Origin of the sequence: Pseudomonas sp. X4 (genome assembly GCF_040784925.1) — a bacterium.
GTDB lineage: Bacteria > Pseudomonadota > Gammaproteobacteria > Pseudomonadales > Pseudomonadaceae > Aquipseudomonas > Aquipseudomonas putida_Z.
The window spans coordinates 94,484-107,940 of sequence record NZ_CP160798.1; the positions used below are offsets into that span (position 1 = coordinate 94,484).

The 13,457-nt window shown below is 61.2% G+C and carries 4 protein-coding genes, 1 tRNA gene and 1 pseudogene; 3 read left to right on the plus strand and 3 right to left on the minus strand.

Annotated elements, in window-relative coordinates; translation table 11 throughout:
• Positions 1-339: 339 nt before the first annotated feature.
• Positions 340-693, minus strand: coding sequence for an SH3 domain-containing protein (locus ABX298_RS00510; RefSeq protein ID WP_367393921.1), 354 nt, complete (start codon positions 691-693; stop codon positions 340-342).
• A 208-nt stretch (positions 694-901) separates the two neighbouring features.
• Here ABX298_RS00510 and ABX298_RS00515 point away from each other — a divergent pair, with 208 nt between their 5' ends.
• Positions 902-1,945, plus strand: a complete 1,044-nt coding sequence (locus ABX298_RS00515) for an alpha/beta fold hydrolase (protein WP_085706469.1) — start codon at positions 902-904, stop codon at positions 1,943-1,945.
• A 294-nt stretch (positions 1,946-2,239) separates the two neighbouring features.
• Complete coding sequence (locus ABX298_RS00520) at positions 2,240-2,425, plus strand: hypothetical protein (RefSeq protein ID WP_367393922.1); 186 nt, start codon at positions 2,240-2,242, stop codon at positions 2,423-2,425.
• Positions 2,426-2,757: 332 nt separating this feature from the next.
• On the opposite strand, the gene ABX298_RS00525 is transcribed toward ABX298_RS00520, so the two are convergent.
• Complete coding sequence (locus tag ABX298_RS00525; protein WP_367393923.1) at positions 2,758-12,369, minus strand: retention module-containing protein; 9,612 nt, start codon at positions 12,367-12,369, stop codon at positions 2,758-2,760.
• 491 nt (positions 12,370-12,860) lie between these two features.
• Here ABX298_RS00525 and ABX298_RS00530 point away from each other — a divergent pair.
• A pseudogene (locus tag ABX298_RS00530) lies at positions 12,861-13,251 on the plus strand (hypothetical protein); the annotation flags it as partial.
• Between the two features lie 65 nt (positions 13,252-13,316).
• On the opposite strand, the gene ABX298_RS00535 reads toward ABX298_RS00530, so the two are convergent.
• Positions 13,317-13,404, minus strand: a tRNA-Ser gene (locus ABX298_RS00535).
• Between the last annotated feature and the right edge of the window lie 53 nt (positions 13,405-13,457).

Genomic DNA, 13,457 nt, shown 5'->3' on the forward strand with positions numbered 1-13,457 from the left:
TGGCGGAATGGTGCCAAGAATACCGATCAGAATGGTCAGCAGCAGAAAACCACCCAGGAATAGCGCGAGCTTGCCCATTGGAACCTCTACAAGTGTGATGCGGGAATGGGCATATTGTCGGGCTTGGGCTGATACCGTTACAGATTCAGGTTTATGGAAAAAAAGCGGATCAGATGTGAGGCACCGGTTCTTTTGTGGGAGCGGCCTTGCGTCGCGAAAGGGCCGCACAGCGGACCCAGGGTTCGATGCATCCCTCGAAATTGCCGGGGCCGCTTTGCGGCCCTTTCGCGACGCAAGGCCGCTCCCACAAGAGTTGCGTACTTGGAGCGAACGCGTACATCAGGTCAGCTGCTGAAGCTTCTGCGCAGGCAACCAGCCGTACTCATCGCTGCCGTGGCGCCTGCACCAGACCCAGCCATTGAGCGGGCGCACCATCTGCACCAACTGCCCCGGGTCGGCATCCAGTTCATGCGCCGAGTAATGGTCCAGCGCCCTGCCCTGGCACACGCTGAGCCGCTCGATCAATTGGGCCGGCACCCAACCGGGCTCCTGGCCGGTGCAGGTGCACAGGTACCAGTCCTGCCAACCTGGCTCGCCCTCGTAGCGTGGGCCAATGTTCAGCAAGGTGCCCTTGGCAAAGCGGATGGGTCGCGGGTACTCACTGCGGTGAGGTTCAATCACAACGTAATGCATGGGCCTCTCCTTGGCCGGGAAAACTCATCGATCGTAGCAGAAGCGGCAAAACCCGCTGCCAGCCGGTGTTTGTATCTTCATGTGTACAAATTGAGACCTGATACACAAGAACGCCTCCTACGGGCCGAGCGGACACATCCGCGATACAGCCGTCATCTTTACTGGCACCCATCAACCCGCACCGATGGCTTCGCCAAGGAGATGCCCAATGTCTGCCCGCCACTCGACCACCGCCCTGCCACGCCGCTTCAGCCGTACGCTGCTCGCCTGTGCCCTGCTGCCACTTGGCCTGCTGGCGGCGAACATGGCCACGGCTGCACCACAGCAGCCCCAGCCAGCCGCCGCAGCGGCGGATGACTTTGGCCCGCTGAAACACGTCAACGCTGGCGTGCTCGATGTGGCTTACGTAGAGCAAGGCCCGGCCGACGGCCCGGTGGTGATCCTGCTGCATGGCTGGCCGTATGACATTCACAGCTTCGAGCAAGTTGCACCCGCCCTGGCGGCAAAAGGCTACCGGGTGTTGGTGCCCTACGTACGTGGTTACGGGCAGACCCGCTTCCTGTCTGCGGCAACCCCACGCAATGCCCAGCCCTCGGCACTGGCCAGCGACGTGATCGCCTTCATGGATGCGCTGCATATCCAGCGTGCCGTGCTCGCCGGCTTCGACTGGGGCGCACGCACCGCCGACATTGTCTCGGCGCTGTGGCCAGAGCGGGTAAAGGCACTGGTATCGGTCAGCGGCTACCTGATCAGCAGCCAGGAAGCCGCCAAGGCCCCCCTGCCCCCCAGTGCCGAGTTGCAGTGGTGGTACCAGTACTACTTCGCCACCGCGCGCGGCCAGGCCGGCTATGAAAAGAACCGCCATGCCTTCGCCAAGCTGATCTGGCAAACCGCCTCGCCCAAGTGGGCCTTCGACGACGCCACCTTCGAGCGCAGCGCCAAGGCCCTGGACAACCCCGACCAGGTGGCGATCACCGTGCACAACTACCGCTGGCGGCTGGGGCTGGCCCAGGGCGAAACGCGCTACGACCCGCTCGAGGCCAAACTGGCCAGCTTCCCCAGCATCGGCGTACCGACCATCACCCTGGAAGGCGACGCCAACGGCGCCCCGCACCCGCCGGCCGAAGCCTATGCGCAGCGCTTTACCGGCAAGTACGAGTACCGGCTGATCAGCGGCGGCATCGGCCACAACCTGCCGCAGGAAGCGCCGCAGGCGTTCACCCAGGCGGTGGTGGATGCGGACCACCTGTAGCTTGCGGGGCGGCAATTGCTACATAAGGTTTCGAAAGGAACGGCAGACCCTGGTTTGAGCCGCGTCGAGGGCCTGCATTGTCGAAAACCGGTTGTGCCCAGCTACCGCGCGGTGTTGAGGCGAATTTGAAAGACACGATTTGAAATGCGGCTTGTAGGATCTTTTACCTCGCAACGTAGGAAGAATCGAAGCAGTGAGATTTGCCTGTATGAAACATCAGTTTCTCCAGCAAATTCGAGCTGCTACGGTCCAGTTTTCCTACAACGGCACGGAAGCCTACAGCGTGAGAAAAGCATGGATCCGTTCAATACCTCGGCCCTGAAGCTGCAGAAGAATTTGCTTAACCTACGCCTTGAGCGTGATCGCCTGAGAAGGGAGGGCAAGGACAAGGAAGCGGACGAACTCGCGGCACCGATCGCGCGGATGGAGGCAGCTATTCAAAAGCTGCCGGATGGCATGAAGCCGTTGACCCTGCAGTAAAACCTGTGGGAGATGTCTAGCGAGACCCGGACTTTGCGCCAAGCCATGAGAGGTGTGTTGCCTGTGCTGGCCCTTTCGCGGGCACGCCCGCTCCCACAGGATCCTCACGGTACTCAAAACTTGCACAGTACCTGTGGGAGCGGGCGTGCCCGCGAATGGGCCAGCACAGGCAGTCGAGAAACTTAAGTAGATTCAGCAATAACCACAGAAGACACCTGACTCACCATCGGCAAGCCCACTCTGACGGCCTACAGCCTGAGCGTCACGCCCTTCATCGAAACAGGCCGCCGGGGGAACCCCGCAGCGGCCTGGCGGCCGCCGCGGGGCGTGGCTCATTGCCCGGAGTGGTCGATCTTGATGGTTGGATCACCACCACTGACCAGCGAACTGACCGTGGTGTTCGACCAGTTCACACCTTCGAGCTTGATCGACACGTCAGCGCTGCTGGTGTCACCGCCGGGTGTGAACTTGCCCTGGGTGCTGACCTGCAAGGTCGACTCGCCATCGACCGTGGTGATCTTCAGGTAGCTGTCGATGGCCGACAGCGATTCGCCCTGCAGCAGGGCACTCAGGTCCAGGCGGTCGCCTTCTTCAGCATTGAAGTTCCTGACCACGTCATGGCCGGTATCACCTGCCGTCCACACGAAGGACTCGGCGATGCCGCTGCTGCCGGTGACGGTGCTGTCCCCTGCCCCCACGAACACGATGTGGTCCTCGCTGCCAAGCAGGGACGTGGAGGCGCTGTCCGATGTGTCGCTCGCCATCAGCGACATCGTGCTCATCGACGCCGACGAGGCTGCGTCACCATGGGATGTCACCACGAACGAGCTGCTTGCCGAATCACCATCGTGGTCGGTGCCGATGACATGGACCGTGAAGTTCAGGTCGCTGGCAGGTTTCTCCTCTACATAGGTCAGTTTGGTGAAGGTGGTGTCAAGCGTACTCTTGCTCGGTGCAGCCAGGGTAATCGTGTCGAAGGCGTGCCCGGCAAGGCCCGCGAAATCACTGGCCAGAATCTTTATGGACTCGGAGCCAGAGGTGATGGTGTACGTCTTCGTTGCTTCATGCACAACACCATTGGCGTCCTTGTAGGAGGCGACGATATTGACGTCACCGCTGACCTGAAGCCGCGCAATGCCTAGCGTGACTTCTTTCATCGAGACGGCGTGCTGCAGGGCATCGGTGAACGCCACGGAGAACTTTTCGTTGGCGGAGAAGTGGTTGTTACCCACCCCCAGCCCATTGCCGACGTTGATCGTCGGCTTCCCTGTAGCACTGGCCAAGGCTTCGAAGGTGGCCGTTATGCCACTGGTGAAAGTGACAGGCAGGGTTGAGGTATTCCCGGATTTCAAACTTTCCAGGTTGAACGTATCTCGGCTACCTTCACGCATGCTGTTCTGGGTGACGGTGTAGTGCCCATCCGCTCCCAAGGCAAGCGTGAACACCTTCGTGGTACCGTCGAAAACTTCCACCGTGGTGCCGCTTGCATCCGTTGCCTTGCTGCTCCAGCCCGAAGGCAGGCCAACGATGGTGCCGAACTTCAGCGTGCCCACGCCATCACCGCCCGCCAGGAAGTGCGTGTCGCCAACCGCCGTGTACCCGACAGTGTTCCACATGCCGGCATTGTCACTGGTGGCGAAGGTCGGGCTGTCGTCTTCGACGCTGATCGTCAGCGTGCCGGTCGATGAGGTGCTGCCGTCGGAAACGCTGACACCAACGTTGAGGGACAGTACATCCTCGGCCGCCTGGTTCGGATGGTCGAGCGGCCCCTTCAGCTCCACGGTGTAGTTGCCGGCGTTGTCGATCCTTATTTCGATCACGTCCTTGCCACCGGCCGTGCCGGTCAGGGTCTTGCCGCCATTGGACAACGCCCATTGCACACTCTGGCCAGAGGACGTCAGCGCTGTCGATGGTGCTGCCAGGCTGACCGAGAGGTTGGCCGACGGCGTATCGATATCGCTGACCGTCAGCTTGCCAGCGTACAACTTGCTGTCGCTTTGGTCGGCTGGTGAACCGACGGTATCTTTGTTCCCGCCGATCAGCCCCTCCTCGGACACCAGCGCGGCCCCCGAAGTGATGGTTGGCGTGGCATTGGTCATGCCCACCGCAACGCTGGCGCCCGGGACCAGGTTCTCGAACACCTTGCTACCCGTGCCATTCTGCGTGATCTGGTCGATGCCCACGGACACGCTGCCACCACCCACGAAGACACCGTCGGGAATGGCACCTTTCACCGTGCCGGTGGTGCTGCCCGCCGCCACCATGATGGTCAGGCCATTGTCCAGCTTGATGGTCAGGCCGCCATGGTTGCTTGCGCTCATGCCAGCCGGCGCTTCCAGATTGACCGTGTAGGTCACCTCCTGGCCCTTGGCTGCCGGGTTGGGCGAAGCGCTCAGCACGACCGTCACGGTGTTGATGGTATCGGTGACCGTGAGGGTCGTGGTGGCACTGGTGTTCAGGTTCTCGAAGTTGTGGGTACCTGCATTCGTCACGCTGATGGTCTGGGTTTCGCCGTCACGGAATACGTCATCGCTCTGGGCCACGAACGGTGCGGTGGTGGCGGTGGTGGCGTCCTTGGCGAAGCTCAGGGTCTGGCCGTTGCTCAGGGTGACGGTGAAGGCCTGGCCTGCCGGATGGCTCAGGGTGCCGGTGATGGTCGTGGTGTGACCTTCCTGCACGGTATTACCGGTGAGGGTCAGCGTCACTTCATCGCCGCCATTCGGCGTACCCGGGGTCCCAGGGTTACCTGGGGTGCCCGGTTCGTCGGTGATCTGCAGGGTCACCGGGTCGCCTTTGATCAGGTTCTCAAAGACCTGTTTGCCGGCGCCTTGCTCGGTGATCCCGTTGATGGCGATGCTCGGAGCACTGCTGCCGACATAGACGTCATCCGCCAGGTTAGCGGTTTGCGAAGCGCTGACCTGGCCCGCAGGGATGTTGATCACCTCGCCGTTGCTCAGCGCGATGGACAGACCACCGTGCTGAGTCAGATCGGCACCGGCCGGGCCGGTCAGGGTGATGGTGTAGGTCACCGCCTGGCCTTCCACCGCCGGATTCGGCGAGATGCTCAGCTCAGCCTTCACGGTGTCGACGGTGTCGCTCACGGTGACGGTCGTGGTGGCACTGATGTTCAGGTTCTCGAAGTTATGGCTACCAGCATCGATCACACTGATGGTCTGGGTTTCGCCGTCACGGAAAACGTCATCGCTCTGTGCCACGAACGGCGCGGTGGTCGCGGTGGTGGCGTCCTTGGCAAAGGTCAGGGTCTGGCCGTTGCTCAGGGTAACGGTGAAGGCCTGGCCCGCTGGGTGGCTCAGGGTACCGGTAATAGTGGTCTGCCCCCCTTCCTGCACGGCATTGCCCGTCAGGGTCAGCGTCACTTCATCGCCGCCATTCGGCGTGCCCGGGGTGCCAGGGTTACCTGGAGTGCCCGGCTCGTCGGTGATCTGCAGGGTCACCGGATCGCCTTTGACCAGGTTTTCAAAGACCTGTTTGCCCGTGCCTTGCTCGGTGATGCCATTGATGGCGATGCTTGGGGCACTGCTGCCGACATAGACGTTGTCCGCCAGAACACCCGACTGCGAGCCGCTGATCTGCCCGGCGGCGATGTGCACCACTTTGCCGTTGCTCAGCTCGATATCCAGGCCGCCATGCTGGGTCAGGTCGGCACCGGCAGGACCGGTCAGGGTGATGGTGTAGGTCACCGCCTGGCCTTCCACCGCCGGGTTCGGCGAGATGCTCAGCTCGGCCTTCACGGTGTCGACGGTGTCGCTCACGGTGACGGTCGTGGTGGCACTGATGTTCAGGTTCTCGAAGTTATGGCTACCAGCATCGATCACACTGATGGTCTGGGTTTCGCCGTCACGGAAAACGTCATCGCTCTGTGCCACGAACGGCGCGGTGGTCGCGGTGGTGGCGTCCTTGGCAAAGGTCAGGGTCTGGCCGTTGCTCAGGGTAACGGTGAAGGCCTGGCCCGCTGGGTGGCTCAGGGTACCGGTAATAGTGGTCTGCCCCCCTTCCTGCACGGCATTGCCCGTCAGGGTCAGCGTCACTTCATCGCCGCCATTCGGCGTGCCCGGGGTGCCAGGGTTACCTGGAGTGCCCGGCTCGTCGGTGATTTGCAGGGTTACCGGGTCGCCTTTGACCAGGTTCTCAAAGACCTGTTTGCCGGTGCCTTGCTCGGTGATTCCGTTGATGGCGATACTTGGAGCACTGCTGCCGACATAGACGTTGTCCGCCAGGACGCCCGACTGCGAGCCGCTGATCTGCCCGGCGGCGATGTGCACCACTTTGCCGTTGCTCAGCTCGATATCCAGGCCGCCATGCTGGGTCAGGTCGGCACCGGCAGGACCGGTCAGGGTAATGGTGTAAGTCACCGCCTGGCCTTCGACGGCCGGGTTCGGCGAGATGCTCAGCTCGGCCTTCACGGTGTCGACGGTATCGCTCACGGTGACGGTCGTGGTCGCGCTGGTGTTCAGGTTTTCGAAGTTGTGGTTGCCCGCATTCGTCACGCTGATGGTCTGGGTTTCGCCGTCACGGAATACGTCATCGCTCTGTGCCACGAACGGTGCAGTGGTCGCGGTGGTGGCGTCCTTGGCGAAGGTCAGGGTCTGGCCGTTGCTCAGAGTAACGGTGAAGGCCTGGCCTGCCGGATGACTCAGGGTGCCGGTGATGGTCGTGGTGTTGCCTTCCTGCACTGTATTGCCGGTGAGGGTCAGCGTCACTTCATCGCCGCCATTCGGCGTGCCCGGGGTGCCAGGGTTACCTGGGGTGCCCGGTTCGTCGGTGATCTGCAGGGTCACCGGGTCGCCTTTGACCAGGTTTTCAAAGACCTGTTTGCCGGTGCCTTGCTCGGTGATGCCATTGATGGCGATGCTCGGAGCACTGCTGCCGACATAGACGTCATCCGCCAGGTTAGCGGTTTGCGAAGCGCTGACCTGGCCCGCAGGGATGTTGATCACCTCGCCGTTGCTCAGCGCGATGGACAGACCACCGTGCTGACTCAGGTCGGCACCGGCAGGACCGGTCAGGGTGATGGTGTAAGTCACCGCCTGGCCTTCCACCGCCGGATTCGGCGAGATGCTCAACTCGGCCTTCACGGTGTCGACGGTGTCGCTCACGATGACGGTCGTGGTCGCGCTGGTGTTCAGGTTCTCGAAGTTATGACTACCGGCGTCGATCACGCTGACGGTCTGGGTTTCGCCATCCTTGAACACATCATCGCTCTGCGCCACGAACGGATTGGTAGTCGCGGTAAGCGCGCCCTCGGCAAAGGTCAGGGTCTGGCCGTTGCTCAGAGTAACGGTGAAGGCCTGGCCTGCCGGATGACTCAGGGTGCCGGTGATGGTCGTGGTGTTGCCTTCCTGCACTGTATTGCCGGTGAGGGTCAGCGTCACTTCATCGCCGCCATTCGGCGTACCCGGGGTGCCAGGGTTACCTGGGGTGCCCGGTTCGTCGGTGATCTGCAGGGTGACCGGGTCGCCTTTGACCAGGTTCTCAAAGACCTGTTTGCCCGTGCCTTGCTCGGTGATGCCATTGATGGCGATGCTTGGGGCACTGCTGCCGACATAGACGTTGTCCGCCAGGTTAGCGGTTTGCGAAGCGCTGACCTGGCCCGCAGGGATGTTGATCACCTCGCCGTTGCTCAGCGCGATGGACAGACCACCGTGCTGACTCAGGTCGGCACCGGCAGGACCGGTCAGGGTGATGGTGTAAGTCACCGCCTGGCCTTCCACCGCCGGATTCGGCGAGATGCTCAACTCGGCCTTCACGGTGTCGACGGTGTCGCTCACGGTGATCGTCGTGGTGGCGCTGGTGTTCAAGTTCTCGAAGTTATGGCTGCCGGCGTCGATCAAGCTGACGGTCTGGGTTTCGCCATCCTTGAACACATCATCGCTCTGCGCCACGAACGGATTGGTGGTCGCAGTAAGCGCGCCCTCGGCAAAGCTCAGGGTCTGGCCGTTGCTCAGGGTGACAGTGAAGGCTTGGCCTGCCGGGTGGCTCAGGGTGCCGGTGATGGTCGTGGTGTTGCCTTCCTGCACGGCATTGCCGGTGAGGGTCAGCGTCACTTCATCGCCGCCATTCGGCGTGCCGGGGGTACCAGGGTTGCCTGGGGTACCCGGCTCGTCGGTGATCTGCAGGGTGACCGGGTCGCCTTTGACCAGATTCTCAAAGACCTGTTTGCCGGTGCCTTGCTCGGTGATCCCAGAGATGGCGATGCTCGGAGCACTGCTGCCGACATAGACGTTGTCCGCCAGGACGCTCGACTGCGAGCCACTGATCTGGCCCGCGGGGATGTTGATTACCTCGCCGTTGCTCAGTGCGATGGACAGGCCACCGTGCTGAGTCAGATCGGCACCGGCCGGCCCGGTCAGGGTAATGGTGTAGGTCACCGCCTGGCCTTCCACCGCCGGATTCGGCGAGATGCTCAGCTCAGCCTTCACGGTGTCGACGGTGTCGCTCACGGTGACGGTCGTGGTGGCACTGATGTTCAGGTTCTCGAAGTTATGGCTACCAGCATCGATCACACTGATGGCCTGGGTTTCGCCGTCACGGAAAACGTCATCGCTCTGTGCCACGAACGGCGCGGTGGTCGCGGTGGTGGCGTCCTTGGCGAAGGTCAGGGTCTGGCCGTTGCTCAGGGTGACGGTGAAGGCTTGGCCTGCCGGGTGGCTCAGGGTGCCGGTGATGGTCGTGGTGTTGCCTTCCTGCACGGTATTACCGGTGAGGGTCAGCGTCACTTCATCGCCGCCATTCGGCGTACCCGGGGTGCCAGGGTTGCCTGGGGTGCCTGGTTCGTCGGTGATCTGCAGGGTCACCGGGTCGCCTTTGACCAGGTTCTCAAAGACCTGTTTGCCAGTGCCTTGCTCGGTGATCCCAGAGATGGCGATGCTCGGAGCACTGCTGCCGACATAGACGTTGTCCGCCAGAACACCCGACTGCGAGCCACTGATCTGCCCAGCTGCGATGTGCACCACTTTGCCGTTGCTCAGCGCGATGGACAGACCACCATGCTGACTCAGATCGGCACCGGCAGGACCGGTCAGGGTGATGGTGTAGGTCACCGCCTGGCCTTCCACCGCCGGATTCGGCGAGATGCTCAGCTCGGCCTTCACGGTGTCGACGGTATCGCTCACCGTAACGGTCGTGGTCGCGCTGGTGTTCAAGTTCTCGAAGTTATGACTACCGGCGTCGATCACGCTGACGGTCTGGGTTTCGCCATCCTTGAACACATCATCGCTCTGCGCCACGAACGGATTGGTGGTCGCAGTAAGCGCGCCCTCGGCAAAGCTCAGGGTCTGGCCGTTGCTCAGGGTGACGGTGAACGCTTGGCCTGCCGGGTGGCTCAGGGTGCCGGTGATGGTTGTGGTGTTGCCTTCCTGCACGGCATTGCCGGTGAGGGTCAGCGTCACTTCATCGCCGCCATTCGGCGTGCCGGGGGTACCCGGCTCGTCGGTGATCTGCAGGGTGACCGGGTCGCCTTTGACCAGGTTCTCAAAGACCTGTTTGCCGGTGCCTTGCTCGGTGATCCCAGAGATGGCGATGCTCGGAGCACTGCTGCCGACATAGACATTGTCCGCCAGGACGCTCGACTGCGAGCCACTGATCTGGCCCGCGGGGATGTTGATTACCTCGCCGTTGCTCAGCGCGATGGACAGACCACCGTGCTGATTCAGGTCGGCACCGGCAGGACCGGTCAGGGTGATGGTGTAGGTCACCGCCTGGCCTTCCACCGCCGGATTCGGCGAGATGCTCAGCTCGGCCTTCACGGTGTCGACGGTATCGCTCACCGTAACGGTCGTGGTCGCGCTGGTGTTCAAGTTCTCGAAGTTATGACTACCGGCGTCGATCACGCTGACGGTCTGGGTTTCGCCATCCTTGAACACATCATCGCTCTGCGCCACGAACGGATTGGTAGTCGCGGTAAGCGCGCCCTCGGCGAAGGTCAGGGTCTGGCCGTTGCTCAGGGTGACGGTGAACGCTTGGCCTGCCGGGTGGCTCAGGGTGCCGGTGATGGTCGTGGTGTTGCCTTCCTGCACGGCATTGCCGGTGAGGGTCAGCGTCACTTCATCGCCGCCATTCGGCGTACCCGGGGTGCCAGGGTTGCCTGGGGTGCCTGGTTCGTCGGTGATCTGCAGGGTCACCGGGTCGCCTTTGACCAAGTTCTCAAAGACCTGTTTGCCAGTGCCTTGCTCGGTGATCCCAGAGATGGCGATGCTCGGAGCACTGCTGCCGACATAGACGTTGTCCGCAAGAACACCCGACTGCGAGCCACTGATCTGCCCAGCTGCGATGTGCACCACTTTGCCGTTGCTCAGCGCGATGGACAGACCACCATGCTGACTCAGATCGGCACCGGCAGGACCGGTCAGGGTGATGGTGTAGGTCACCGCCTGGCCTTCCACCGCCGGATTCGGCGAGATGCTCAGCTCGGCCTTCACGGTGTCGACGGTATCGCTCACCGTAACGGTCGTGGTCGCGCTGGTGTTCAAGTTCTCGAAGTTATGACTACCGGCGTCGATCACGCTGACGGTCTGGGTTTCGCCATCCTTGAACACATCATCGCTCTGCGCCACGAACGGATTGGTGGTCGCAGTAAGCGCGCCCTCGGCAAAGCTCAGGGTCTGGCCGTTGCTCAGGGTGACGGTGAACGCTTGGCCTGCCGGGTGGCTCAGGGTGCCGGTGATGGTTGTGGTGTTGCCTTCCTGCACGGCATTGCCGGTGAGGGTCAGCGTCACTGCATCGCCGCCATTCGGCGTGCCTGGAGTGCCAGGGTTGCCTGGAGTACCCGGTTCGTCGGTGATCTGCAGGGTCACCGGATCGCCTTTGACCAGGTTTTCAAAGACCTGTTTGCCTGTGCCTTGCTCGGTGATCCCGTTGATAGCGATGCTCGGAGCACTGCTGCCCACATAGACGTCGTTCGCCAGGTTGGCGGTTTGCGACGCACTGACCTGGCCCGCAGGGATGTTGATCACCTCGCCGTTGCTCAGGGTGATGGACAGACCACCGTGCTGAGTCAAATCGGCACCGGCCGGCCCGGTCAGGGTAATGGTGTAGGTCACCGCCTGGCCTTCCACGGCCGGGTTAGGCGAAATGCTCAGCTCGGCTCTCACGGTATCGACGGTGTCGGTCACAGTGAGGGTAGAAGTTGCACCGGTATTGAGGCTGCCAAAGCCATGATCGCCCGCATTGGTGACGGTGATGTTCTGGATTTCACCGTCCTGGAACACATCATCGCTCTGGGCAGCGAACTCACCGGTCGTTGCGACCGTTTCACCGGCTTTGAACGACAAAGTCTGGCCATTGCTCAGGGTTACCGTGAAATCCCTGCCTGCCGGCTGGCTCAGGGTACCGGTGATGCTGGTCAGCCCCCCTTCCTGCACATTGTTGCTGCTCAGGGTCAGCGTGGCCGCAATGGGCTGAGGCTCGGGTTGTGCCTCAGGTACTGGCGCCTGCTGTGCCGGTGTTGAATTGCCCACGAAATCCCGAGCCGGTTCAACAGCAACGCCAAGTGGCCCGGTGGGGAAACCAATGGTAGGGGCGACCGACCCGCCCACTGCTTCAAGCATCACAAACGAGTGGCCGCCCCCGATGCCACCAGGGTTCGCACCTGCCCCGGTTGGGCCTGCCGCGGTCGCTTCGAGTGCGGTTGTCGGGTCTGCGCCGGCGGCGATGGCTTGTTGCAGCTCGTCAACGGATGGTGCGGCCTGCGCAGTGGCGGCGCTCAAGTCGGCCACGCTATCTGGGGCATCGGCACTCCACTGGGTGTCGCGCCCCAAGTCGAGGATGCGCCCATCGGCCAGTTCCAGGCTCACCGCACCACCAGGGCCGGTCTGGATCTGTTCACCCGCGAACACTCGATCCCCTTCCACAAGCACACGCTGGGTGCCCTCTGGGGAAATGGCGATTACCTGGCCAACAATACTTTTGACTATGGCGATGCTCAAGGCGGCTCTCCCGGGTAACGTGTGCGATTGGCTTCCATGCTCGGCCATGCTTCGAGTGTTGTCGGCTGGCTACAAGGATGGTTTATTTTTATTAGTGTTTATTTTTTGACGCCAACTATCAGGCTTCGTGATTCAACCTTTATATAACACCGCTATTGATATCAGTTACCCAATAATAAACAACAAAACAAATAATGGCCTAATGACATTTCGATATTAAAGAAGATATTTTTTGCTTCTACCTGCAAGCTACAGCCACCCTACTCGCAATCTGAAACATTGGTACCAGCGGCTATAGAGAAAGATAAATGCGAGCGTCACTCGTTTCCTCTATCCCGTTTGTCCTAGTTCCCTCCGGGGCAGCCCGAAGCCTGCCCAAAGTGTCAGGTTTTGAAACAGCTTCATGCCTGTTCAGGTAAGCCGACAGACCTGCAACTTTTTACATCGGGTGCTTGTTCCCCAGCATCTTGCGAGTCCGCTGCATCCAGAGAAGAGATTTAACATTCGCGGCCCGACAAGATATTGGCTTGCTCCGAGCACAAAATATTGTCGCGCGTAGAACTGCTCGCCGTCGTTTACGAAACCCCTTAACAATCCAGCGGGAACTGGCGCGCATAGTTATCGTAAATGCGTCAACGACTGGTCACCCGAATAGATTATCAACCGTCTACCGATCGATTTTCCGGACGATAAGTTTATGCCGCTCTGTGAGGGAGCAATTTGTCAGGCTCTCTAGATTCAGGCACGAGAGGCCCTCAAACGTGAACAAGCGGCAAGCTCATAGGCCTGAACCGTTCTGCAATTGGAACGCTGATTGAGCGCTCAGCCCGATTCACAGTGCTCGTCCATCTGCCTCGCGAGAGAGGCCAGGGGCTTGCTCCCGGGTGAAGGGGCAAGGCCCAAAAAACAAAAAAGCCCTGAATAATCAGGGCTTTAATGAGGAATGATGGCGGAAGCGTAGAGATTCGAACTCTAGGATAGTTGCCCATCGACGGTTTTCAAGACCGTTGCCTTAAACCACTCGGCCACGCTTCCAGCTCGTTTTGCGGCCGCCATAATACCGTAATGAAACAAGCTGTCAAACTCTC